A 24,220-nucleotide genomic window follows, 5' to 3' on the forward strand; every position below is an offset into this window, starting at 1 on the left:
TCAGCCTTCGCACTCTACGCAGTACGCGTGACCGTTCTTTTCACGGGCAATCTGGGAGCGGTGACGGACGAGGAAACAGGAGTAGCACGTGAACTCGTCTTCCTTCTGGGGAACGACCGCAATGATGAGTTCCTCGGCCACGAATTCGCCGCCTGGTACCTCGTTGCCTTCAAAAGCATCGGCCTCGTCAAGCTCCCGTACAACGCTGCGGGCATCCGGAGCATTGGCAGACTGCAGGGCCTGAAGTGACGTGCTTTGGGATTCCGCGACGTCGGAGCGGAGTTCGTCGTAATCGGTTGCCACCTGGGGTTATCTCTTCTCTTGTATATTTGCTGGCGAATGTGCAACATACACCATGCGGCTGCTATTCCCCACAATGTGGCAAAAATCGTGCCCTATTCGTCACGTCCGTTCCAGGCGGCTTAACGCGGCCCGATAGCCGGCTCAGGGCCTGGATCGGCCGTCAGGTCCGCCGCCCCTCCACGCTCGCGGCCGACGTCGCGGTGGAGCTCCCTGTCCAGCCCGTGGCCGTTGGCGAGCTGGACGAGCAAGTCGCCAAGTTGCGTGACCTGCTCCGTTGTCAGCGGGGCCAGGATCTCTGCTTCATGCTGTTCCGCGATTCCGCGCAGTTCCCGCAGCACGCGCTTGCCGGCGTCGGTGAGATGGAGTTCATAGTTCCGCCGGTCCGTGCTGCTGCGGACCCTCTCCACGAGGCCGCGTTCCTGAAGCGAGTCGATGAGTGAGACCACCCGGCTGGGGACGGCACCGAGCCGGTCCGCAAGCCGGCGCTGGCTCAATCCCGGAGCGCGACCGAGCAGGCGGATGACACCGGCGTCGCTGGGCGTGAGCCCGATCTCCCGGGTGCGGTCGGCAAAGCGGGAGGAGGCCACGGCCCCTAGCTGCGACAAAAGAAAAGCAGTCCGTTTCGGCCGGCCCGGCGTGGCTAAGTCCATGGATTCAGGATACATGCTTGACAGAATAATTCTAGAGGTGAACTATTTTAGTAGTGATGCAATTACGAGATATCGGCCAGCACTAGAAAGGTCCAGCCATGAGTAGTCGTTCTATTCCCGATGAAGGCGGCCGTCCAGCTCGGTCGGGCGGCCCGCACCCCGGCGTTCTAGCCCTCGTCAGCCTGGGCATTTTCCTCGCCAGCCTCATCACGTCCGCAATACTGACGGGAGGCCAGACCTTCGTCTCGCCCTTTGCCCAGGCGGAGCATGTGGCCGCATTCTTCCAGCAAAACGTCGCCGCGACGCGAGTCGGCGGAATGCTCCAATTCGGCTCCGCAGTGCCATTGGGAATCTACGCGGCTACCATCTACGCCCGGCAGCTCCGGCTCGGGGTTCGTGTTCCCGGACCGGCCATCAGCTTCTTTGGCGGCGTCAGCTCAGCGCTCTTCCTGATGTTGTCAGGTTCCGTGACGTGGCTGTTGAGCCGGCCCGAAATCACCGCGGATGTGACGCTCACCCACGCACTCGCATTCCTCGCGTTCATCACCGGCGGCGTCGGCTTCGTCGTCGGAATCGGCCTTCTCATGGCGGGCGTGGCCGTCCCCGCCTTGATCCTGGGCTTCATGCCACGTTGGCTGGCTTGGACCGGCCTGGTCATTGCCGCACTGTCAGAGTTGAGCTTCCTGTCCATGGCGATCGAGCCCCTTCAGTTCCTGTTGCCGATCGGACGCTTCGGCGGCCTGCTCTGGTTGGTTGCCGCCGGCTTCCTGCTCCCGCGCACCCGGGCAGCAGCGAACCAAGAACCCCGGGCGCATGCGTCCGGGGCAAGCCAAATGCACCGCGCAAGCCGGACAACGCCATGACGACGGCGGATCCCATCCGGCCGCTGTCCGGCAAGGTCGCGCTAGTCACCGGAGCGAGCCGCGGAATCGGTGCGGAGGTCGCAGCTGTGCTGGCTGGCGCCGGCGCCGACGTCGTCCTTGCCTCTCGTGACGACGCCCGCCTCTCCCAACAGCTTGCCGCCATTACTTCGGGCGGCGGGAATGCGGTGGCTATGACCGTGGATGTGGGCGACGAGGACTCGGTGAAAGCCCTCATGGCCCGGATCCGGGATCGCTTCGGCCGGCTGGACGTCGCGGTCAACAATGCCGCAGGCGGCGGTCGAATCCCGGCACCCCTGGCCGAGTGGGCGAGCGCGGAGTTCGACAGCGCGATCTCTATCCTCACCGAGCGGCTTGCAGAGGCGGGCCAGGCCGCCCAGGATCGCGTCGCCGCCGCTGTGCCGCTGGGCCGGATCGGCTCCACGGCCGATGTTGCTGCGGCGGCCCTCTGGCTCTGCTCGGACCAGTCCTCGTTCGTCACCGGAACCGTTCTCGCCGTCGACGGCGGCCGGCTGGCAGGAACGCCAGCGTTCAACACCAGCAGAAGCCACTGAGGCCCGACCTACCCCGATCCTTTCCAGATACGGCGCCACCACGGCCGCTTGCCCGCAGGTTCCTGGTTCACGGATTCCCGGGCCGCGGTTGCCTCGGCAGCCGCCGCCCGGCGCTCGCGCCAGCGTTCCAGCTCGACGCCGACGTCGCGGGTTTTCGTGATCACCGGCGGGCCGCCCTGGAGCTGGCGCCGCGCGTCGATGACCCGGGCGTTGAAGTCCTCCACCAGATCGCGCACCTGCTTTTCCGAGTAAAGCGCATCGAGCTTTGCATCCAGTTCGGCATCCTCGGTCCGGAGGAGAATGGCCTTCGGGCCAAGGCCACTGAGATGCTCGCGCTGAATGAGGCCTTTGACCCACCAATCGGGATCGTAGCGCTCCCCCAGCCCGGGGATCGGTTTGCCTGCGTACTTCAGGTTGTCGAACTTCCCTTGTGCCATGGCGTCGCGGATCAGGTATTCAACCCGCGCGGCGTCATCCACCTTCTTGCGCTTCTGCCGTTCTTCTTCTTCGGCGGCTTCCAGTTCGGCTTCTTCTTCGGCCGTCATGCCGGTCGCGCGGACGTTCCGCAGCTCCATGGCTCGCTCCAGCCGGCGCTTGAATGCACTGCTTTCGCCGTTCACGGCTAATCACCGCCTTCGCTTGCGGAAATCTTGAATCTGCGTCCTAGTATTCCGCAAACCGAAGACCTCCGGCATGGCTCTGGCGAACACGGGCTCTGTTCACGCCCAGCGCACCTCACTAACCTGACTGGTAACGGCTAGTTCAGGAAGAGGGTCACCATGGACGAACAGGGCATTCTCCACCGCATCCAATCACTCGTGGAGGAGGAACGGGAGCTCCGGGAGAAAGCTGAGGCTGCCCCGCCGGGTCCTGCGCACGCCCCGGACCGCGCAAGGCTGGAGCGCATTGAACAGGACCTGGATCAGTGCTGGGACCTGCTGCGGCAACGACGGGCCAAGAGACAGTACGGGGAGAACCCGAACGAGGCGAAGCCACGGCCCCCGAAGCAGGTGGAAGGCTACACCGGCTGAGCCGCCCTACAGCGCCGACCACGGCACGGGTCAGGCGCATGAGCACGGTGACGTTGATTCACGGGGCAGCCAGGGGCAACGACGATATGCCCCGGCCGCTTTCCTTCGCGACGCGCAGGGCCGTGGCCTGGCCGTTGGTGGCGTTCCACTCTTACATAATGACACTCAGTCTCATTATGTAAGAGTGGATACTGGAGAGATGCCCTCAGACCATACGAAGCCCGTCATCGGGCGCTCCACCGGACGCCCGGCGACGATTGATCCGGACGCCGTGGCCGGCGTCGCGCTCCGGCTTTTTGCCGAGAACGGCTACGAGCGGACATCAATGGAGGACATCGCACGCGAGGCCGGAATCGGGCGGAAGAGCCTCTACCGCTACTTCCCCAGTAAGGCCGACCTCGTCTGGGGCGGCATGGAACCGGTGGTGGAAGCCTCGGGCCGGGCGCTGGAGAACGCCCGCACAGCGGAGCCGTCCGACGGCGGCATCCTCGCCGGGCTGGCGGCGGCCGCCGTCGCCGGGGTTTCGGCGCTCCCGGACCTTACCGTGACGCGCGGGCGCCTGCGCCTGATCGCAGAACACCCGGAGCTGGCGAGCAGGAGCTACGACGCCCTGGCCCCACAACGGGACCGGGCACGGCTATACCTCGTTTCGCAGGGCGTCAGCGAAAGCGCGGCAGGCTATCTGTGCGCCGCGTATCTCGGTGCGACCTTCGAAGCGTGGATGCAGTGGGCCGTGGGGACGGAGCCGGATCTGGTGCCGTATTTGCTTGAGTCCATGGCCGTGCTGCGTGTTCCGACCGCCGGACCCGGCGGATAACTTATGCCTGGGAGGGTAAATGACAATTCGAAGCGCGGGCATTCTGTTATACCGGCGGAATTCCGCGGCGGAGTTGGAATTCTGGATAGCCCACATGGGCGGCCCCTTCTGGGCCCACAAGGATGCACGTTCCTGGTCGATCCCCAAAGGCGAATACCCCGAAGACGAGGATCCGCTCGTCGCCGCCAAGCGTGAGTTCGCCGAGGAGATGGGCACTCCCCCGCCCGACGTCGACTATCACCAGCTGGGCATCTTCCGGCAACCGTCGGGCAAGCTCGTGGCGGCCTTCACCGCGGAGTCGGATTTTGAACCGGAGAGGATCGTGAGCAACACCTTCGAGCTGGAATGGCCACGCGGATCTGGCGTCGTTCGGAGCTATCCGGAGATTGACGACGCCATCTGGGCCACGGAGGCCGTTGCCCGCACCAAACTGGTAGGCGGGCAGGTGCCGATCCTCGACGCGTTGATCCTGCACCTGGGGAGTGGTGGCTGAGCCCGGCCCGGACCGGTCAGGAATGGAGAAGCGCCGCTTTCGGGCCGCGCCTAGAATGGCGGTCATGGACAACCGTCCTCGCCAGCTTCGTCCCCTAATGACTCCAGGAGTGATCATGAGCGACTCTTCCAACGAGGGAATCAAGACCGTGCTGCATCCCGTATCCGACCTCGCCGCGGCCAAGGCGGTGTACACCGCGTTGCTCGGGACACCGCCGCAGGCCGACGGACCGTATTACGTCGGCTTCGACGTCGCGGGCCAGCACATCGGGCTCGTTCCGGGAGGCGGCCCGCAGGCCATGACCTCGCCCGTCGCCTACTGGCACGTCTCGGACATCGAGGCGAAGCTGGCAGAGGTAACCGCCGCCGGCGCTACCCTGAAGGACGCACCCCGCGACGTCGGAGGCGGCCGCTTGGTGGCCACCGTCACCGACCCGGACGGCAACGTCCTCGGGCTGCTTCAAGATCCTCAATAGCCAACCGGACTTGCCCACGGAAACCGCCAGGACGATCCCGCGTGAAAGATGGAGACACGATGAGCACCGCCACGAGCACCGACACGCAGTCGCCTGAGCTGCATACTGCCGACACCCACGATCTGATTCGCGTGCAGGGCGCGCGGGAGAACAACCTCAAGGACATCAGCATCGAGCTGCCGAAGCGTCGGTTGACGGTGTTCACGGGTGTCTCCGGCTCGGGCAAGAGTTCACTCGTGTTCGCCACGATCGCCGCGGAGTCGCAGCGCATGATCAACGAGACGTACAGCACCTTCGTGCAAGGGTTCATGCCGACCATGTCGCGGCCGGATGTGGACCTGCTCGAAGGACTCACGACGGCGATCATCGTCGACCAGGAGCGGATGGGCGCGAACACCCGTTCCACCGTCGGTACCGCCACCGATGCGAACACCATGCTGCGCATGCTCTTCAGCCGTCTTGGCCAGCCGCACATCGGATCGCCCCAGGCGTTCTCGTTCAACGTCGCCTCGGTTTCCGGCGCGGGCGCGGTCACCTTCGAGCGCGGCGGTACGACGACGAAGGAGCGGCGGAGTTTCAGCATCACCGGCGGCATGTGTCCGCGCTGCGAAGGTCGGGGCTCGGTCACCGACTTCGACCTCACCGCACTGTACGACGCCAGCAAGTCGCTCTCGGAGGGCGCCCTCACGATTCCCGGCTACAGCATGGACGGCTGGTTCGGCCGCATCTTCAGCGGCTCCGGGTTCTTCGACATGGACAAGCCGATCAGCAAGTACACGAAGAAGGAACTCCACGACCTCCTCCATAAGGAGCCCACCAAGATCAAGGTCGAGGGAATCAACCTCACCTACGAAGGCCTGATCCCGAAGATCCAGAAGACCATGCTCTCCAAGGACCCGGAGGGAATGCAGCCGCACATCCGCGCCTTCGTGGAGCGGGCGATCACCTTCACCACGTGTCCCGAATGCGATGGCACCCGACTCACCGAAGCCGCCCGCTCGTCCAAGATCAAGGGAATCAGCATTGCCGACGCATGCTCGATGCAGATCAGCGACCTTGCCGAATGGGCGCGCGGCCTCGACGAACCCTCAGTGGCACCGCTGCTCAAAGGGCTGCGGCACCTCCTCGACTCGTTCGCGGAGATCGGTCTTGGCTATCTCTCACTCGATCGGCCGGCCGGCACACTGTCCGGCGGTGAAGCGCAGCGCACCAAGATGATCCGGCACCTGGGCTCCTCGCTCACCGACGTCACCTACGTCTTTGACGAGCCCACCATCGGCTTGCACCCGCACGACATCCAGCGCATGAACAAACTCCTGCTGCAGCTGCGGGACAAGGGCAATACCGTGCTCGTCGTGGAGCACAAACCGGAGGCGATCGCGATCGCCGATCACGTCGTCGACCTCGGTCCCGGCGCTGGCACCGCCGGCGGAGAAGTGGTCTTCGAAGGTACCCTCGAAGGGCTGCGGTCCAGCGGCACCCTGACCGGGCGCCACCTTGAGGATCGCTCAACCCTCAAGCAAGCGGTGCGGACAGCCGCCGGTGCAGTGGAGATCCGCGGGGCCACCGAGAACAACCTGCGCGGCGTCGACATCGACATTCCGCTTGGGGTCCTGGTTGTGGTCACGGGCGTCGCAGGTTCAGGGAAGAGTTCGCTGATCCATGGCTCGTTGTCCAAGCGGGACGGCGTCGTTTCCATTGATCAAGGGGCGATCAAGGGCTCGCGACGGAGCAATCCAGCGACGTACACGGGACTGCTCGAGCCCATCCGCAAGGCGTTCGCGAAGGCCAATGGCGTGAAGCCTGCGCTGTTCAGCGCGAATTCCGAGGGGGCATGCCCCACCTGCAACGGCGCGGGCGTTATCTACACGGATCTCGGGTTCATGGACACCGTCGCCACTCCGTGCGAGGAATGCGAAGGCAAGAGGTTCCAGGCATCGGTGCTGGAGTACCGCCTCGGCGGCCGCAACATCGCTGAAGTGTTGGCGATGTCGGTGAAAGAGGCGGAGGAGTTCTTCTCTGCCGGCGAATCAAGGATCCCGGCAGCCCACGCGATCCTCCAGCGCCTGGCCGACGTCGGACTCGGATACCTCAGCCTCGGCCAGCCTCTCACCACCCTTTCCGGCGGCGAGCGGCAGCGGATCAAGCTGGCCACCCACATGGGCGAAAAGGGCGGCGTGCTCGTCCTCGACGAGCCCACCTCGGGCTTGCATCTCGCCGACGTCGAACAGCTGCTTGGCTTGCTCGACCGGCTCGTGGACTCCGGGAAGTCGGTCATCGTCATCGAGCACCACCAGGCTGTCATGGCGCATGCCGACTGGATCATCGACCTCGGACCGGGCGCCGGTCACGACGGCGGACGGATCATTTTCGAGGGCACGCCCGCAGATCTGGTTGCCGGGCGTTCCACCCTCACCGGCGAGCACCTGGCGGCCTACGTGGGCGGGTGACTAAACGGGACGGCTGGCTAACTCTTGGCGGCGTCCGGCGAGTGGATGAAAAGGCTGGCGAGCGCGGTGAGAAGAAGAAGCGACGCCGCGATGATGAAGCTGGTCTGCATTCCGTGGACGAAGTTGGTGCGGTCCGCGATGAGGGCGCCAAAGACGGCGATGGCGACGGCGCCGCCCACTTGGCGGAAGGTGTTGAAGACCGCGCTTGCCGTACCTGCCTTTTCACTCGGGACGCTCGCGAGTACGACGGCGGTGACCTGCGGCATCGCGATCGATCCCCCCGAACCCGTGAAAATCAAGAAGATACCGACGAGTAGCGGCGACCCCAGCGGCGCAGTGAGAAGCATCGCGGTGAGCCCCACCACCATGGACGTCAATCCGACGACCACCGGCACCCGCGTCCCGAAGCGGTTCGAGAGGGTTCCGCTGACGATGTTCCCGACGATGCTGAACGCCGCCGAAGGAAGGAACGTGAAACCGGCCTGAAGAGGTGTCAGCCCGAGGTGCTGTTGGAGAAACAGACTGACCACAAAGACGGTCCCGAAGTGGCCAACCATGAACGCGAAACCGACCGAGAGCGAAATTCTCATGCCAGTGGAGCGAAACAGCTCAAGCGGCATCATCGGGTGCCGGCCACGCGCCTGGATCAAAAGGAAAGCCGCGAGGCTAACCCCTGCGAGCACCAAGCTACCGATCACGGGCACCGTGCCGAAGCCCTCGGTCCCTCCCGTAATGAGTCCGTACATCAACGCGGCCAAGGCAACGATCGCTGCGGCCTGGCCTGCCCAGTCGAACGGAGTCGGCCGTCGCGGGGACCTGGCGACGGCAGCCAGGAGTATGAGCATCGCGATGCAGACGGGAAGGTTGATCCCGAACACGAGCCGCCAGTCCAGTGTGGTGAGGAGGCCGCCGACAAGCGGGCCTACGGCTCCGGCCACGGCCCCGCCAACCGCCCAGATCCCAAGGGCATGTGCCCGACGGCGGGGATCGGGAAAGGCTTGCCGAATCAGCGCCATCGATGCCGGCAGCATGATCGATGCCGCACCTCCTTGGAGGAAGCGGGCGGCAATGAGCACTCCCGACGTCGGCGCGAGTGCGCACGCGACCGACGCCACCAGAAAGAGGGCGATACCCCATCCCAGCGCCCTTTTCGCGCCGATCCGATCTGACAGGTTCCCTGCGAACAGCAACAACGCGGCGAACATCAGCGTGTAGCCGTCGATCACCCACTGCAGGCCTGCCGTTCCGCCCCCGAGTTCCTTGCCGATGCTGGTGAGCGCGACGTTGACGATCAGGATGTCGAGGGTGATCAGGAAGAACCCTAGCGACGCAATGATAAGCGTGAGCAGTGCCCGGGGAGCATCGGCCATGGCTGAGGGAGGAACCGGAGCCGGAAAAGTGGTTTCGGGACGAGTCATGGTTTAACGAAACAGCCCATGCAGAAAATAAGGGAGTCTCTGTCCTGAGGGGTACTGGCAGTGACCCCATCGTAAGCACAGCGAGCGCGGTCGGGGCCCCTGACGGTGTGCTAGCCGGCAAGTCCGAGGAACACCAGCAAAGCCCTTTCAATCTCAACGAGCTGAGCGGCTGTCAAGCGGCCGACCCGGCTTTGCACACCGGAACGCCGGACCGTCGTCAACTTGTCGATCATCACGTGACTTTCCTGCCGCAAGCCGGACAACTCCGAGGCTGAGACACTGACCCGCAGGAGGGGTGCATCGATCAGGGTTGTTGTCAGGGGAAGAACCGTGACGGAATCGGTGACGTCGAATCGGTCATCCTGGATGACCAACGCTGGCCGTGGCTTGGAAGCGTAGACGCCGCCGGCCACGGTCCAGAGTTCGCCGCGGTTCACACTTCGTCCCAGGGCGCTGACACAGCCTCGATGAAGTCCTGGTCATCAGAGTGACGGTCGGCAGCTGCGGCGGCAGCAGCTTGCCGATGTGCTTCCGCGTCGAATCCATCGGCTCGAACGTCAGGCACCCACACCTGGATTGGGCGGAAGCCGTGTTCGCGCATCCGCTTACGGTACTCACTAACCCGATCTCTGACTGTCATAGCATCGATGTTACATGTAACGTAATTGTGGCGACAAGCACGGAGATGTCCCTCGGAAGCGCGGCGAGCGCAAGGCCGCCCGCCGCCGTCGGGCACCCGCCGTCGGGCACCCGCGGTCGGGCGCTTAAGCCACCAGCTCCGCGGCGGCGCTGTCCATGTGCTCGAGGATGGTCTTCCGCGCCAGGGATGCATCCCCGGTCTCGATGGCCGCCACGATGTCGTGGTGCCGCTCGACGCTCATGTTCTTGACGCCCTTTTCCAGTCCGGCGAACATGATGGACATCCGGATGGATCCCTCCAACGATTCCCAGGAATGGAGCAGGGTCTCGTTGCCGGTGAGGCGGCACATGGTGCGGTGGAATTCCAGATCGGACTCGATCCGTTCCTCGAGGCTTCCCTTGGCGGCGGCCGCCATGGCGTCGATTGCGGTACGCAGCGAAGTGATCACCGGTTGGCGGTCCGGCAGCTCGCAGAGCGTGCGCGCCGCGAGGGACTCCAGGGCCGCCCGCACGGAGTAGATATCGCGGATTTCCTTGGCATCGAGGTGTCGGACAGAAAGCCGGCCACGCGGTCCAGCAGACAGCAGGCCCTCCTGCTCGAGTTGCCGCAGGGCCTCCCGGAGCGTCCCCCGGCTGATCTGGAGCATGTCCGACAGCTCGGTTTCCACGAGGTGCCTTCCAGGTTCCAGCTCTCCGCTCGTGATGGCGGTGCGCAAGGCGGAGAGCGCCTGCTCGCGGAGGCTCTTCTTTTCCAGTCCCAGAAGGGGTGCTGTTGCTCCGGCCATCTTGTCCGTCCTCAATGTCAGTGGTCGACTGTTTACAGTCGGTGTGTTAACTGTTGATCTTACGGCAGGAGCGCGGAACCGGCCCACGCCTGCTCCGCGCTCCTGCCAAGGAATTACCAGGCTCAGCCGAGTTCCGCGAGGACCTTCGCCACGATCCGCTGCACCGACAATCCGTAGCGCTCGTGCAGGGTAGGCAGGGCACCGGCATCGAGGAACTCGTCCGGAAGTGCCACGGGAACCACGCGCTTGCCCAGCCCGGCCGAGACGACGGCGGAGGCCACGGTTTCGAACAGGCCGCCCACCACACTGTGGTTCTCCAGCGTGACGGCCAGGCGGTCGGTGTTCAGTTCCGCCAGGACGGTGGCGGCGTCGAACGGTTTGATGGTGGGCGCGTGCACGACGGCGACATCCACCTTGTGCGCCGCGAGCGCCTCCGCTGCCTGCAGCGCGCGCATGGTCATCAACCCGCTCGAGACGAACACGACGTCGTTGCCGCCGCGCAGCACCTTCGCCTTGCCGAGTTCGAACGTGTAGTCGTACTCGTCCAGCACGGTGGGGACGTTGCCGCGAAGGAGGCGCAGGTACGTAGGTCCGTCGCTGGCCGCCAACTGAGGCACGGCCTGTTCGATGTCTACGGAGTCGCACGGATCGACGATGGTCAGATTCGGCATTCCACGGAAAATCGCCATGTCCTCAGTGGCCTGGTGGCTGGGGCCGTAGCCCGTGGTGAGGCCCGGGAGTCCGCCCACTATATTCACATTGAGGTTCGGCTCGGCGATGTCGAGGCACAAGAAGTCGTAGGCCCGGCGCGCGGCGAACACAGAATAAGTCGAAGCGAACGGCACCAGGCCGGTCTCGGCCAACCCCGCTGCCGCGCCGAAGAGCAACTGCTCGGCCATGCCCATCTGGAAGAACCGCTCGGGGAAGGCCTTCGCAAAGATGTGCATGTCCGTGTATTTGCCGAGGTCAGCGGTGAGTCCGACGATACGCGGGTCGGCCTCGGCAGCCTTGACCAACGCGTGGCCGAAAGGCGCGGAAGAAGTCTTCTGGCCGGGATCCGCGAAGGACGCGATCATCGCTGAGGTTTTCAGCTTGGGGGCTGCGCCTTGCGGTGCTGTGCCTCTCGAGGCGGCGCCCTTCGACGCGGTGACGGTGCTCATCGGCCGGCCTTCCCGGTGGATCCTGCGGTCAGTTGCTTGCGGCAGAGCTGCCATTCGTGTTCTTCGATGCGCATGAAGTGCGCCTTTTCACGTTCTTCAAGCAGCGGCACGCCGCGGCCCACCTTCGTGTCGCACAAGATCACGGAAGGGCGCCCGACGGCGGTGGCCCGGGCGGCGGCATTGTCGAACGCCGCCAGCAACGCACCGACGTCGTTCCCGTCCACCCGCTGCGTGTACCAGCCGAAGGCTTCCCACTTCTCCGTCGCGGGTTCGGTCCGGAGGACCGTGTCCGTCTTGCCGTCCGCCTGCAGCGCGTTGATGTCCACCAGGGCGGTGAGGTTTCCCAATTGGTGATGGTGCGCGCCCATGGCGGCTTCCCATGTGGAACCTTCGTCCAACTCACCGTCGGAAAGGAAGTTGTACACCCTCGCGCTGGAGCCCTCCCCCGATTGCGCGCGGTGCCGGAGGCCAAGGGCAATTCCGACGGCGATGGAGAGCCCGTGGCAAAGAGATCCTCCGGAGATTTCCATGCCCGGCGTGTACGTCGACATCCCGGACATGGGCAGGCGGGAATCGTCCGAACCATAGCTTTCGAGTTCCTCCACGGGAATGATCCCCGCCTCGGCCAGAGCTGCGTAGTGGCCGATCGCGTAGTGCCCGGTGGAAAGCAGGAAGCGATCCCGGTCCTCCCACTCGGGATCATTGGCGCGGTAGCGGAGCTGGTCCGCATAGACCGCGGCGAGCATGTCCGCCGCTCCGAGGGCCTGGCCTACGTAGCCCTGGCCCTGGACTTCGCCCATATTAAGGGCGTGGTGCCTGATCCGGTTGGCGGCTGCGCGCACCCGCTCGATGCGGTCCTTCACGGTTTCTCCCACCCGTCCGGCAGTGAATTGATCCTGTACCACCACCATTAGACATTCACCGACTGGGGAGTGCTTTTGGTGGCCTCATCGGCCAACTGACGCTCCCGCTTGCCCCAGGTTTCGCGGGTAGCCAAAGCTGCCCAGAGACCAATCGCGGCGTACAGGCCGAAGAGCAAGGCCGGGCCCATCCATCCCATGGCGACGAAGAGCAGGGTGGTGATGAAGGGGGTGAAGCCGGAGATCGTGGCGGAGATCTGGTAGGCCAGCGAGGCGCCCGAGGCGCGGGTCTTCGCTTGGAACAGCTCGGGGAACCAAGCGCCTTGGGCGCCGGCGAGGGAGTTCTGGCAGACGCCGTAGGAGACGGCGATGGTGGCAATGATGAAGATGAACAAACCGGTGTTGACCAGCAGGAACATCGGAATGGCAAAGAGTACGGCGAAGGCGCATGACCAGATGTAGACGGGGCGGCGTCCGATCCTGTCCGTCAGCCGCGCCCAGGCCTGGGTCGCGAAGATGCCGATGGCCGAAGCGATGCAGAGGGCCACCAGGGTCTGGGTCTTATCGGCCAAGTGCTGGCCGTTCAGGTAGGAAATCATGTACGTGATGGAGACGGCGTAGCCTGCGGTCTCGGCAATGCGGAGGCCGATGCCCTTGACGATGTTGCGCCAATCGGTCTTCAAGACCTCGACGATGGGCGACTTCACGATGGCACCGCTGTCCTTGACCTCATCGAAGACGGGGGATTCCGGGACCTTGGAACGGATGATCAGGCCTACGACCACCAACACCATGCTGGCAAGGAACGGAATGCGCCAGGCGAGTTCGCCGCCGAGCTGGACGCTGACGAGGAAGACCAGGTTGGCCAGCAGCAGTCCCACGGGGAATCCGGCCTGGACGATGCCCGTGTACTTCCCCTTCTTCTTCCATGGTGCGTGCTCATAGCTCATCAGGATGGCGCCGCCCCATTCGGCTCCGAAGGCCAGGCCCTGGACGATGCGGACGAACACGAGGAGCGCCGGCGCCAGGAGGCCCACTTGGCTGTAGGTGGGAAGAAGGCCGATCAGGAAGGTGGCCACGCCCATCAGGATGAGGGACGCGACGAGGACCGGCTTGCGCCCCAGCTTGTCACCCAGGTGGCCGCCGATGATGCCGCCGATGGGACGGGCGGCGAAGCCGACGCCGAGGGTCGCGAAGGCTGCGAGGGTGCCGGTCACGGGATCGCCCGTGGGGAAGAATGCCGTTCCGAAGTACAAGGCAGCCGCGGTGCCGAAGCCGATGAAGTCATAGGTTTCGATGACCGCGCCGACGCCGGAGCCGATGGCAACGCGCCTGGCGTCCTTGGTGCCGTGGACCGGACCGCGCATGGTCAGAGCTTCTTTGCTCATTGGTGAATCCCTTTCGAAGAGCGACTGAGGCTTGGCGCTTCAGCACTGTCGACTGTTAACACATGATATGCCAGTGTGACCTGCATCATCTACTTCTGTCAACAGTCAACTTCAAGGGTTGACTGTTGACAGTTAACTTAGCTACTGTGGTTCCCATCACTACTGCCTTCGGGCGCGACTGGAGGAAACGAAGATGTTCAACTCCCGGCTTGGTTGCTCGTCCATCAGCTTCCGGCACCAGGATCTACCCACGGCATTGCGCACCATCAATGGCCTGGGCTTCGAGGAAATCGACCTCGGCGCGCTCCCGGGCGTCTGCGATCACGTTCCCTATGAACTGGATGCCGACGCCGTCACAGCCGTGACTGCGGAGGTCGCCGCCTCGGGGTTGCGGGTCCGCTCGGTGAACGGCGATATCGGCGACCTGAATGCAGTGCTCGACGCCGGCCAACGCGACGCCCGCCAAAGGCACCTCGATGCGCTGCTCACCCTGACTGCAAACACCGGCGCGAAGGCGCTGGTCCTCCCGTGCGGAGCGTTGTCACACGATCCGGTCCGCAGCCTCGACGAGGATCTGGACACCATCGCTGCCCAACTCATCGGTGCCGGGCAGCGCGCGGCGGAGTTCGGCGTCGAACTCTGGACCGAATCCCTGCACTTCCTCCGGTTCTGCTGGAACCTGGAACGTGCCGAACTGCTGGCCGCACGGCTGGCGGGCTCCGGCGTCGGGATTGTCATGGACTTCAGCCACATCGTCGCCGCGGGCGAAGACCCGCTCGAGTACATCGAGCGGCATCGGGGCCGAATAGCACATGTCCACCTGCGGGACGCGGTTCCGGGCAACATCAACCTCAGCATCGGAAACGGCCAGGCGGACTTCGCCGCCGGACTCCGCTCGCTCGCAGCCACCGGTTACAACGGCCACTTCTCGCTCGAGCTCGAAACCCGCGACGTCACCCACGGCGAACGCCCGGCGGCGGCCGCCAAAGCCGCCAGCTTCATCACAGACCTCATCTGACTTTCACACCAACAAACCCAAGGAGCATCATGACCACCACCATCCAGCGCACCGCCGTCCTCACCGGGGCAACCTCGGACCGGGGCATCGGCATCACCACCGCACGCCGCTACGCCAGTAACGGCTGGGCCGTGGTGATCCTGGACCTCGACGGCGAGAAGTCCGCCAAAGTCGCAGCGGAAATCGGCAACCAGTTCAACGTCCCTGCGTTCGGTTACGAGATCGACGTCGCCAACGAAGCTTCCGTGAACGCGGCGTACAACGCGGTCGCCGCCGAAATCAGCGCAGGCAACCTCCCCGCCGTCGGCGCCCTCGCCAATATCGCGGGCATCACCTCCCCTGTCCCGTTCCTCGAAACCACGCTGGAACTGTGGCACAAGATCATGGACGTGAACGCCACCGGCACCTACCTGGTGACCAAGGCTTTCCTGCCGGACATGATCGCCAGCGGCTGGGGCCGCATCGTGAACATGTCCTCCGTTTCCGCCCAGCGCGGCGGCGGCGTCTTCGGCAAGGTCCCGTACTCCGCTGCGAAGGCAGCCATCCTCGGCTTCACTAAGGCGTTGGCCCGCGAAATCGGCGCCACCGGCGTCACCGTGAACGCCATTACTCCGGGCGCCGTGGACACGAACATCCGCGTCGGCAGCACCGACGAGCAGGAAGCCGCCATCAATGCCGGCATCCCGCTGGGCCGCAACGCCACCACGGAGGAAATCGCCGCCGTCATCACGTTCCTCTCTTCCGAGGAATCCGCCTACCTCACTGGCACCACCATCGACATCAATGGTGGAAGCCACATCCACTAGCAGTCCCCGCATCCGTAGCCGAAAGAGCCCACGATGACCAAAATCTTCAACGATCCCGCCGATTTCGCAGACGAAGCCCTCGCCGGCTTCTGCGACCTCCACTCCGGCCTGGTGCGCCAGGTTCCCGGCGGCGCAGTCCGCCGCCACCGTCCCGAGCAGCCCAAGGTGGCCGTCCTGGCCGGCGGCGGGTCCGGGCACTACCCGGCATTCGCCGGACTCATCGGCGCGGGACTGGCCGACGGCGCCGTCGTGGGCAACATCTTCACCTCGCCTTCCGCCCAACAGGCCTACTCCGTGGCCAAGGCTGCCGATAGCGGCGCCGGAGTGGTCTTCACGTATGGCAACTATGCCGGGGACGTCCTGAACTTCGGCATGGCCAGCGAGCGCTTGGCGGCGGAAGGCATCGCCGTCGAAAACGTGCTGGTGACGGACGACATCGCGAGCGCTCCGCCGTCGGAATCCGCCAAACGCCGAGGCATCGCGGGTGACTTCACCGTCTTCAAGATCATGGGCGCCGCCGCCGAAGCGGGAGCCGGGCTGGCCGACGTCGTGCGCTTGGGCCGCAAGGCCAACAGCCTCACCCGCACCATCGGCAGCGCCTTCCACGGCTGCACGTTCCCCGGCGCCGAAGCTCCGCTGTTCACGCTCAAGGACAAGCAGATGGGACTTGGCCTGGGCATCCACGGGGAGCCCGGCTTGTTCGACACCGATCTCCCTCCGGCGAAGGAACTCGGCCAGGAACTCGTCGCCCGGCTGCTGGCAGAAACACCGCAAGGGGCGGGCAACCGCCTGGCCGTGATCCTCAACGGACTCGGCTCCACCAAGCATGAAGAACTTTTCGTCCTGTGGCTGACCGTGGCACCGTTGCTGCGCGCCGCCGGGTACACCTTGGTCATGCCGGAGGTCGGCGAACTGGTCACAAGCCTGGACATGTCCGGCGTCTCCCTCACCCTCACCTGGCTGGACGAGGAACTTGAGCCGCTCTGGACGGCCCCCGCGGAAACGCCCGCTTACCGGCGCGGCAACGCCGCCCTTGCTGGCGGTTTGTTTGCCGAGGAAGCGTACGACGGCGGCCCAACCGCCATGGAGTTTGCGGCCACTTTGGACTCGCGCAACTACGCCGCGAACTGCGCTGCCGCGCTGGAGGCGGCCCGGAATGCACTGCACGACGCCGAATCGCACCTTGGCGACATGGACGCGGTAGCGGGCGACGGCGACCACGGCCGCGGGATGGTCCGCGGAATCGACGCCGCCACTGCCGCAGCCGCGAAGGCCCTGGCCGATGGTGCCGGAGCCGGCGATATGTTGGTAGCCGCGGGCGACGCCTGGGCGGACAAGGCCGGCGGAACTTCCGGAGTCCTGTGGGGCGCGGGCCTCCGGGCATTCGGCGAATCCCTCGGCAATGACGAGGCGCCCGAACCGGCTGGACTCGCCGCTGCCGTGACAGCGTTCGCCGCGCGGATCACCGATCTGGGCAAGGCCGAGATCGGCGACAAGACCATGGTGGACGCCCTGCTCCCCTTCGCCGAAACGTTCAGCAATCGCGTCGCCGAAGGCGTTCCTCCGGAGCTCGCCTGGACTGAAGCTGCCGAGGCGGCCACCTCGGCCGCGCAAGCCACGGCCTCGCTCCGTCCGCTCAAGGGAAGGGCCCGGCCGCTGGCGGAAAAGAGCCTGGGCACAGCCGATCCCGGAGCTACTTCGCTCGCGATGATCTTCACCGTCATGGGCCCCCACGTTGTGAGTGCCGGGAAGGTCACGGCATGAGCACGAAAGGTTTCCGACTCATCCTGGGTGCCGATGAAGCAGGCGTCGACTACAAGGACCGCATCATGGCGGACCTGCGGGACGATCCGCGGATCAGCGAGATCATCGACATCGGCGTCAACCGCAGCGACTCCACCGAAGACTTCACCACGCCCTACCCTTACGTGGGGATCAAGGCCGGTGAACTCATCCGCGACGGCCATGCAGACCGGGCCATCCTGTTCTGCGGCACCGGGATCGGCGTGGCCATCGCGGCGAACAAGGTGGACGGCATTCGCGCCACGACGGCCCACGATTCCTTCTCCGTGGAGCGATCCATCCTGTCCAACGACTGCCAGGTGCTCACGATGGGCCAGCGCGTCGTCGGGATCGAGTTGGCCAGCAGGCTGGCCCGGGAATGGCTCGGCTACGCCTTCGACCCGGCCTCGGCCTCGGCCGACAAGGTCAAGGTGCTCACGGATTTCGAGGGCTGCTGAGTCCCGTCCCCCGTCCCAACTAGACGATATGAGGGGTTGCAGGTCCTTCCAGTCCGGTTCGGCCATTTTCGCCGGGGCGGTCCCGCAGCGCCGGCTGGTGTGATCCGTTGGATCCCGCGAGGAGGGCGGCGCTGTGGGGCCTGAATCCCCGGCGGTGATGTCCTTTATCCCGGACGGGAGGGGAACGGCCGAGAGGGATGGTGGGGCCGGGGCCTTCTGTTTCACAGGGCCGTGGGTTGCCATTGGAGGTTCCCTTGGCCTGACGGCTCCTCGGGGGGTGCAATGGTAGTGCCACATGTGAGGTTTGGGAGGTCCCGGCTATGTTTGAGCATACTTTCATTGGTCTGGATGTTCACGCGGTCAACGTGGTGGGACATGCGCTGAACCCGGCCACCGGCGAAGTCAGCGCCCACACGATGCCCGCTGACCCGGCCATCGTGCTGGAGTGGATCCGCCGGTTCGCCCCGGACGTCACGGCCGTCTACGAATCAGGACCCACCGGGTTCGTCCTGGCCCGTTACCTGCGCGCCGCGGGCATCAACTGCGTGGTCGCGGCGTCCTCGAAGCTGCTGCGCGCTCCCGGGGACCGGGTGAAAACCGACCGGCGCGACGCCCGGGTGCTGGCCGAGATGCTCGCGGTCGGCTCGGTCACCGAGGTGCGGATCCCGGACCCGGACGAAGAGGCCCTGCGGGACCTGTCCCGGCTACGCTCGGGCACGGCCAAGGACCTCGCCCACGCCCGCCAGCACGTGAACGCCATCCTGCTGCGCCACGGCATCCGCTACCCCAAGGACACCCGCTGGACGAAGGAACACACCCGGTGGTTGCACCGCCAGAGCTTTGAGGAACCGGCGCTGCAGTTCACCTACGAAGCTGATCTCGAGCAGGCCGAACTGCTCGCCGTGCATATGGCACGGATCGACAAGCACGTCGCCGCCACGGCCGCGGCGTGCCGTTACGCCCCGGTGATCGACGCGCTGATGTGCCTGCGCGGCATCCAGATGACCACCGCGTTCGGGCTGGCCGTGGAAATCGGGGACTGGACCCGCTTCACCGGCTCCACGATCGGCTCCTACCTCGGGCTGGTGCCCAGTGAAGACTCCTCCGGCCAGTCCCGGCACCAGGGCCCGATCACCAAGGCCGGGAACACCTACGCCCGCAAACTCCTCATCGAAGCCGCGTGGCAGCACCGGCGCCCCTACGTCCGGCCCGGGGAACGGCTGTTGCGCCAGTTCGATGTCGTCGCCCCGGCAACCCGGATCCGCGCCATGGAAGGAAACCACCGGCTGCATCGCAAGTGGGAACACTTCGATGAACGGCACAAACTGTCGGTCAAGGCCAACACCGCGATCGCCCGTGAACTCGCCGGCTGGTGCTGGTCGCTGGCCGCCCCGCTCCAGCAAGGAGAACGCATGAACGCGGCCTGACCCCGGACGTGCCCCCGGCGTGGTGGACGTGCGATGGCAGCATCCGGAGCTAACCCGCGAGTGAGCTATGAGCAGACGAGACCGAATGCGTCGACGCTCGATACTAGACACCGATACGCTCCAGCCGAACACATCGTCATGCGGTAAACAACCCGCGAATATCAGCCTGACACTGCAGTCGAGAAAGACCCGCCAACACCTTCACGACGACCAGCCGGCACGCGATGAGCGGCCCCAGGAACCAACAACCAGGAGCCGCTCATCCATGCCTCTTGACAACCAGACCCACATATCAGCTCGCAGTTGTTGTCGTTATGGAGGCTCATAACGACAACAACTGCGAGCTAGTTGTGGTGCTATAGCGCCGGGGGTGGGCCTGAATTTGGGCTTGGCGTAGGGTGGAATGTGGACGATAGGAGCATTTCATGAAGAAAATCCTCATGGTACTGACCAGCGTTTCCGAGCTCGGCGATACGGGAAAGAAGACCGGCTACAACGTGGCCGAGGCCGCACATCCTTGGAAGGTCTTCAAGGATTCCGGGCACTTCGTCGATTTCGCATCCATCAAGGGCGGACAGCCTCCGCAGGATGAAGTAGACCCGCAGGATCCCATCCAGGTTGCCTTCACGACGGACGAGACTACGCGCGCCGGACTCTACAACACGGCCCGCGTGGACGTCGTTGATCCGGGCCAGTACGACGCAGTCTTCCTCGTGGGAGGCCATGGCACCATGTGGGACTTCCCGGACAGCGAAGGCCTGCAGAAACTGGTTGCGAACGTGTACGACGCCGGTGGAGTGGTTGGCGCTGTCTGCCACGGACCCGCGGGTCTGGTGAACGTGGACCTGGCCGACGGGTTCCGGCTCGTCGGGGGCCGGGAAGTGGCCGCATTCACCAACGACGAAGAAGTTGCAGCAGGCATGGACAAGGTCATCCCGTTCTTCCTGGCCGACCGGCTCAAGGAAGAGGGTGCAACCCACGTCTTCGCCGACGTCTTCGCAGAGAAGGTCGTGGTCTCCGACCGGCTGGTGACCGGGCAGAATCCAGCCTCCGCCGCCGGCGTGGCCAAGGAGATGGAAAAGCTCCTCGCGGTGGTCATCCACCAGGAAAAGGCCGAGGAACAGCACGAGGCCGAGGCCCTGCGGGCAGAGAAGGACGCCAAGAAGGCTGCTGCGGCAGACGCAGAGCAGTAACGCCCACAGCCCACTGACACTGGCGGCCGCCCCGACGACGGGTGGCCGCCGGTGCCAGCCGCCGCCAATGAACGACCCGCAAATAACCATAATTTCTTGATTGCCCTTGACAAGCGCTCTCTGAACCGGTTCAGTAGATATAACAAAACCGGTTCAGTGATCCCAATCACCAAGTGGCAATGAGGCAAACATGACAGTGACCATCAACGACGTTGCGCAGGCAGCCGGCGTGAGCAAGGGTGCCGTCTCGTACGCGTTGAATGGGCAGCCCGGCGTCAGTGACGACACCCGGGAGCGCATTCTCAAGGTGGCCCGGGAGCTGGGATGGACGCCCAATCTTCGCGCCAAGAGCCTGTCTTCAGCCAAAGCGTTCGCGGTCGGGCTCGTGGTCGCAAGGGACCCCAGGCTTCTGGGAACAGACCCCTTCTTCCCCGCGTTCATCGCCGGGATCGAGACCACTTTGGTTGAGCACGAATACGCACTGGTGCTCACCGTTGCCGCCAGCGCCGACGCCGAAGAAATGGGCTACCGGAAGCTGGCTGCCGACAGCCGCGTGGACGGCGTCATCCTTACGGACATGAGGGTTGACGACTCCCGTATCGCTTTGTTGAAGAGCCTCAAGATTCCGGCCGTCACCCTTAATCGGCCCGAAACCTCCTCGCCGTTCCCCGCCGTCTGCATGGACGATACCGAAGGCATTGCCGCCGCCGTCGAGCATCTGGTTTCCCTCGGGCACACCCGGATTGGGCACGTGGGCGGCCCTCAGAGTTACATTCACGGCCGAAGCCGGCGCCTGGCCTGGCAAAACGCTATGTCGAAAGCCGGGCTCGAGGCCAGTTCCTTCATTGAGGCGGACTTCACGGCAGCCGGAGGACTGGCGGCAACTGCTGAACTGCTTCGCTCGGCCCAACGGCCCACTGCGATCATCTACGCGAACGACCTGATGGCCACTGCCGGACAGTCGTACGCCCAGTCCCTCGGACTGACCGTTCCCGACGATCTGTCCATCACGGGTTACGACGACACAGAGCTCGCCACCTACCTCAACCCTCCGTTGACCACTGTCCCCGCCGATCCGCTGCTCTGGGGGCGTGTTGCGGCCCAGCAGTTGCTGAGCCTCCTCGGCGGAGCGCCTGCGGCGGACGTCTATCTGCCCTCTCCCAAGCTGGTAGTCCGCGCCTCCACCGGGCCGGTCCCCCAGCATGCCGAATAACTAATCCCTACGAAGACCGATTTACCCGCCATTGGGTGGGGCTATTTGCCATTCCCCTGGAAGGCAATGTCGCCGCCGCATTTTCAGTTTTTACCCGCAAAAGGAGTTGCAATGAAGCACGGAAAATTTGGTTCGAGAGTCCTCTCCCTGACGGCTATTGCCGTTATCGGAGCCGGCCTGGCAGCATGCGGTGGAGGCGCCTCCAGCAACACAGCATCTGGCGCGAGCTCCGCCACCACGGCCAAGGGTCCCATCAAGATCTGGTACTCCAACAACGAGTTCGAGGTGAAGTGGGGCAAGGACATGGTGGCCTCATGGAACGCTGCACACCCGGACCAGCCAATCGATGCGCAGGAGATCCCGGCCGGGAAGACCTCCGAAGAGGTCATCGGGGCAGCGATTACCGCCGGCAATGCTCCTTGCCTGGTCTTCAACACGGCACCGGTGGCTGTTCCGCAGTTCCAGAAGCAGGGTGGCTTGGTCCCGCTGGACTCCTTCCCGGACGGCGCACAGTACATCAAGGACCGCACCGGCGATCTCGCCAATCAGTACAAGTCATCCGACGGCAAGATGTACCAGCTTCCGTGGAAGTCCAACCCGGTGGTCCTCTTCTACAACAAGGACCTTTTCGCGAAGGCCGGGCTCGACCCGGCAAACCCCAAGTTGGGCACCCAGCAGGAGTTCCTGGACACCGCCCGGACCCTTGTGAAGTCGGGCGCGACCCAGACCGCGATCTGGCCCTCGCCCACGAGCGACTTCTACCAGCCCTGGTTCGATTTCTACCCGTTCTATGCCGCCAGTACGCAGGGCACCCAGCTGCTCAAGGATGGCAAGTCCACCTTTGACAGCGATCAGGGCAAGCAGGTCGCCACGATGTTCCAGACCCTGTACAAGGAGAACCTGGCATCCAAGGAAGCGTACAAGGGAGATTCCTTCGCGGACGGCAAGTCCGCCATGGCCCTCGCAGGCCCGTGGGCCATCGACGCCTACAAGGGCAAAGTGAACTGGGGAACTGTCCCGGTTCCGGGCACCCAAGCCCAGACCGACGGCTCCACCTTCTCTGACGCCAAGAACATCGCCATGTACTCGGCGTGCAAGAACCAAGGCACTGCGTGGGAGGTCATGAAGTTCGCCACCAGCAAGGAACAAGACGGCAAGCTGCTCAGCGGAACCGGCCAGATGCCGATGCGGAAGGACTTGACCACCGCCTACCCGGACTACTTCAACCAGAACCCGGCCTACAAGACATTCGCCGACCAAGCCGCACGAACCGTGGAAGTCCCCAACGTCTCCAACTCAGTCCAGATCTGGCAGACCTTCCGGGATGCCTGGAGCAAGTCCGTGATCTTCGGCAACCAGAGCATCGATGACGCCTTCAAGGGTGCTTCCGACAAGATCAACCAACTGGCAGCCCAGAAGTAGCAGGCGAATCCCCATGTCACTACGCTCAGCTGGGGGTCCCGCTACGGGAGACACTGCCGGGCGGACCGTGGATCAGCGGCAGGCGCCCAGGAAACGCAAGAACTTCCTGGGCCGCCAGCCACTGGGACTGCTGTTCAGCGCCCCCTACGTCATCTTCGTCCTTGGAGTGCTGGCATACCCGCTGGGGTACGCCGTCTACATCTCCTTCCACCAGTTCTTCTTCACCGCTCCGGGCGTCCAGGTTGACCGGCCCTTCGTGGGGTTGGACAACTACATCACTGTCCTGTCCGATCCGGAAGTACAACGGTCCTTCGCCAATATCGGCGTCTTCCTTGTCATCAACGTGCCGCTGACCGTGGGACTGTCCCTGGTCCTGGCCAACGCCTTGAACCGCGTGACCCGGCTCAAGACCTTCTTCCGGGTCAGCTACTACGTTCCGTACGTCACGGCGAGCGTCGCCGTCGTCGGGGTCTGGCTGTTCCTGTTCCAGCAGAACGGGCTGGTCAACGCCATTCTGGGGCCACTGGCTCCGAACCCCTCGTGGTTGACGAACTCCTGGCTGGCAATGCCAACGGTGGCCCTGTACGTGACGTGGAAGCAATTGGGATTCTTCATCCTGCTTTACTTGGCCGCACTGCAGAACATTCCGGATGAGCTCTACGAGTCCGCCTCGATGGACGGCGGAAACAAATGGATCCAGTTCTGGAACATCACCGTTCCGGGAGTGCGCTCCGCCAGCGTCTTGGTGACCCTGCTTGCCACCATCACCGGAGCGAACCTGTTCACCGAGCCCTATCTGCTCACTGGCGGAGGCGGTCCGGACGGAGCCTCGACGTCACCGGTGTTCCTGATGTACCAGAAGGGAATCCTGCAGGGGAACCCCGATGTGGCAGCGGCGCTGGGAGTGGTGCTGGTGATCGGCGTGTTGCTGATCGCCCTGATCCAAAAACGCCTCGTAGGCGGGAAGGAGGACTGACGTGTCTATTTTCAATAAAGC

General features: G+C 64.5%; 26 protein-coding genes. 16 read left to right on the top strand and 10 right to left on the bottom strand.

Translation table 11 applies throughout. The annotated features are described in order from the left end of the window. Together OIT41_RS17370 and OIT41_RS17375 are read right to left on the bottom strand one after the other, a co-directional pair. Positions 1-303, bottom strand: a complete 303-nt coding sequence (locus OIT41_RS17370) for a DUF4193 domain-containing protein (protein WP_059389433.1) — start codon at positions 301-303, stop codon at positions 1-3. Positions 304-422: 119 nt separating this feature from the next. Continuing rightward, positions 423-953, bottom strand: a complete 531-nt coding sequence (locus OIT41_RS17375; RefSeq protein ID WP_241710286.1) for a MarR family winged helix-turn-helix transcriptional regulator — start codon at positions 951-953, stop codon at positions 423-425. A gap of 98 nt (positions 954-1,051) precedes the next feature. Between OIT41_RS17375 and OIT41_RS17380 the strand changes: the two genes are divergently transcribed. Together OIT41_RS17380 and OIT41_RS17385 are read left to right on the top strand one after the other, a co-directional pair. Beyond that, complete coding sequence (locus tag OIT41_RS17380) at positions 1,052-1,816, top strand: hypothetical protein (protein WP_241710285.1); 765 nt, start codon at positions 1,052-1,054, stop codon at positions 1,814-1,816. Beyond that, positions 1,813-2,388: an SDR family NAD(P)-dependent oxidoreductase gene (locus OIT41_RS17385; RefSeq protein ID WP_264636963.1), complete on the top strand. Its 576-nt coding sequence runs from the start codon at positions 1,813-1,815 to the stop codon at positions 2,386-2,388. The genes OIT41_RS17380 and OIT41_RS17385 overlap by 4 nt, the downstream gene beginning before the upstream one ends. Before the next feature lie 8 nt (positions 2,389-2,396). On the opposite strand, the gene OIT41_RS17390 is transcribed toward OIT41_RS17385, so the two are convergent. Continuing rightward, the gene (locus tag OIT41_RS17390; protein WP_264636964.1) at positions 2,397-3,008 is read right to left on the bottom strand and encodes a DUF1992 domain-containing protein; all 612 of its coding nucleotides are present in this window, start codon (positions 3,006-3,008) and stop codon (positions 2,397-2,399) included. 159 nt (positions 3,009-3,167) lie between these two features. Between OIT41_RS17390 and OIT41_RS17395 the strand changes: the two genes are divergently transcribed. From OIT41_RS17395 to OIT41_RS17415, 5 genes are all read left to right on the top strand, one after another. Beyond that, on the top strand, positions 3,168-3,419 hold the full coding sequence (locus OIT41_RS17395; protein ID WP_234753344.1) for a DUF2630 family protein: 252 nt from the start codon (positions 3,168-3,170) through the stop codon (positions 3,417-3,419). A gap of 199 nt (positions 3,420-3,618) precedes the next feature. Next, the gene (locus tag OIT41_RS17400; protein WP_264636965.1) at positions 3,619-4,236 is read left to right on the top strand and encodes a TetR/AcrR family transcriptional regulator; all 618 of its coding nucleotides are present in this window, start codon (positions 3,619-3,621) and stop codon (positions 4,234-4,236) included. A gap of 19 nt (positions 4,237-4,255) precedes the next feature. Next, positions 4,256-4,729, top strand: coding sequence for an NUDIX domain-containing protein (locus OIT41_RS17405; RefSeq protein ID WP_264636966.1), 474 nt, complete (start codon positions 4,256-4,258; stop codon positions 4,727-4,729). 115 nt (positions 4,730-4,844) lie between these two features. Further along, positions 4,845-5,204, top strand: a complete 360-nt coding sequence (locus tag OIT41_RS17410) for a VOC family protein (protein ID WP_078107557.1) — start codon at positions 4,845-4,847, stop codon at positions 5,202-5,204. Between the two features lie 59 nt (positions 5,205-5,263). After that, entirely contained in the window at positions 5,264-7,654 is a 2,391-nt protein-coding gene (locus OIT41_RS17415; protein WP_264636967.1) for an excinuclease ABC subunit UvrA, read from the top strand. 17 nt (positions 7,655-7,671) lie between these two features. Here the strand turns inward: OIT41_RS17415 and OIT41_RS17420 are convergent, their stop codons facing one another. The 7 genes from OIT41_RS17420 to OIT41_RS17450 all read right to left on the bottom strand — a co-directional run bounded on the left by OIT41_RS17420 (position 7,672) and on the right by OIT41_RS17450 (position 13,904). After that, complete coding sequence (locus OIT41_RS17420) at positions 7,672-9,072, bottom strand: MFS transporter (RefSeq protein WP_264636968.1); 1,401 nt, start codon at positions 9,070-9,072, stop codon at positions 7,672-7,674. 110 nt (positions 9,073-9,182) lie between these two features. Next, the gene (locus tag OIT41_RS17425; RefSeq protein WP_264636969.1) at positions 9,183-9,509 is read right to left on the bottom strand and encodes a type II toxin-antitoxin system PemK/MazF family toxin; all 327 of its coding nucleotides are present in this window, start codon (positions 9,507-9,509) and stop codon (positions 9,183-9,185) included. After that, positions 9,506-9,673 (bottom strand): antitoxin MazE family protein, encoded by a 168-nt coding sequence (locus OIT41_RS17430; protein WP_264636970.1) that lies wholly within the window; start codon positions 9,671-9,673, stop codon positions 9,506-9,508. The genes OIT41_RS17425 and OIT41_RS17430 overlap by 4 nt, the downstream gene beginning before the upstream one ends. Positions 9,674-9,836: 163 nt before the next feature. Beyond that, positions 9,837-10,496 (bottom strand): GntR family transcriptional regulator, encoded by a 660-nt coding sequence (locus tag OIT41_RS17435; protein WP_241710863.1) that lies wholly within the window; start codon positions 10,494-10,496, stop codon positions 9,837-9,839. A 122-nt stretch (positions 10,497-10,618) separates the two neighbouring features. Then, the gene (locus OIT41_RS17440; RefSeq protein ID WP_413542293.1) at positions 10,619-11,656 is read right to left on the bottom strand and encodes a transketolase family protein; all 1,038 of its coding nucleotides are present in this window, start codon (positions 11,654-11,656) and stop codon (positions 10,619-10,621) included. Continuing rightward, complete coding sequence (locus OIT41_RS17445; RefSeq protein ID WP_264636971.1) at positions 11,653-12,567, bottom strand: transketolase; 915 nt, start codon at positions 12,565-12,567, stop codon at positions 11,653-11,655. The genes OIT41_RS17440 and OIT41_RS17445 overlap by 4 nt, the downstream gene beginning before the upstream one ends. Next, positions 12,567-13,904: an MFS transporter gene (locus tag OIT41_RS17450; protein WP_078107546.1), complete on the bottom strand. Its 1,338-nt coding sequence runs from the start codon at positions 13,902-13,904 to the stop codon at positions 12,567-12,569. Before OIT41_RS17450 ends, OIT41_RS17445 begins: the two co-directional genes overlap by 1 nt. Positions 13,905-14,097: 193 nt before the next feature. Between OIT41_RS17450 and OIT41_RS17455 the strand changes: the two genes are divergently transcribed. The 9 genes from OIT41_RS17455 to OIT41_RS17495 all read left to right on the top strand — a co-directional run bounded on the left by OIT41_RS17455 (position 14,098) and on the right by OIT41_RS17495 (position 24,199). Next, positions 14,098-14,922: a sugar phosphate isomerase/epimerase family protein gene (locus OIT41_RS17455; RefSeq protein WP_264636972.1), complete on the top strand. Its 825-nt coding sequence runs from the start codon at positions 14,098-14,100 to the stop codon at positions 14,920-14,922. 29 nt (positions 14,923-14,951) lie between these two features. Beyond that, positions 14,952-15,728, top strand: coding sequence for an SDR family NAD(P)-dependent oxidoreductase (locus tag OIT41_RS17460; protein WP_264636973.1), 777 nt, complete (start codon positions 14,952-14,954; stop codon positions 15,726-15,728). 33 nt (positions 15,729-15,761) lie between these two features. Beyond that, positions 15,762-17,492: a dihydroxyacetone kinase family protein gene (locus OIT41_RS17465; protein WP_264636974.1), complete on the top strand. Its 1,731-nt coding sequence runs from the start codon at positions 15,762-15,764 to the stop codon at positions 17,490-17,492. After that, positions 17,489-17,968, top strand: coding sequence for an RpiB/LacA/LacB family sugar-phosphate isomerase (locus tag OIT41_RS17470; protein ID WP_078107542.1), 480 nt, complete (start codon positions 17,489-17,491; stop codon positions 17,966-17,968). Before OIT41_RS17465 ends, OIT41_RS17470 begins: the two co-directional genes overlap by 4 nt. Positions 17,969-18,288: 320 nt before the next feature. After that, positions 18,289-19,395, top strand: coding sequence for an IS110 family transposase (locus OIT41_RS17475; RefSeq protein ID WP_241711082.1), 1,107 nt, complete (start codon positions 18,289-18,291; stop codon positions 19,393-19,395). A 425-nt stretch (positions 19,396-19,820) separates the two neighbouring features. After that, complete coding sequence (locus tag OIT41_RS17480) at positions 19,821-20,588, top strand: type 1 glutamine amidotransferase domain-containing protein (RefSeq protein WP_078107541.1); 768 nt, start codon at positions 19,821-19,823, stop codon at positions 20,586-20,588. A 190-nt stretch (positions 20,589-20,778) separates the two neighbouring features. Beyond that, positions 20,779-21,801, top strand: a complete 1,023-nt coding sequence (locus OIT41_RS17485) for a LacI family DNA-binding transcriptional regulator (protein WP_078107540.1) — start codon at positions 20,779-20,781, stop codon at positions 21,799-21,801. Positions 21,802-21,912: 111 nt separating this feature from the next. Continuing rightward, positions 21,913-23,223: an extracellular solute-binding protein gene (locus tag OIT41_RS17490; RefSeq protein ID WP_241710398.1), complete on the top strand. Its 1,311-nt coding sequence runs from the start codon at positions 21,913-21,915 to the stop codon at positions 23,221-23,223. 13 nt (positions 23,224-23,236) lie between these two features. Beyond that, positions 23,237-24,199: a carbohydrate ABC transporter permease gene (locus tag OIT41_RS17495; protein WP_241710399.1), complete on the top strand. Its 963-nt coding sequence runs from the start codon at positions 23,237-23,239 to the stop codon at positions 24,197-24,199. The last annotated feature ends 21 nt before the right edge of the window (positions 24,200-24,220 follow it).

The organism is Arthrobacter sp. YA7-1 (assembly GCF_025960325.1).
GTDB classification, from domain to species: domain Bacteria; phylum Actinomycetota; class Actinomycetes; order Actinomycetales; family Micrococcaceae; genus Arthrobacter; species Arthrobacter bambusae_A.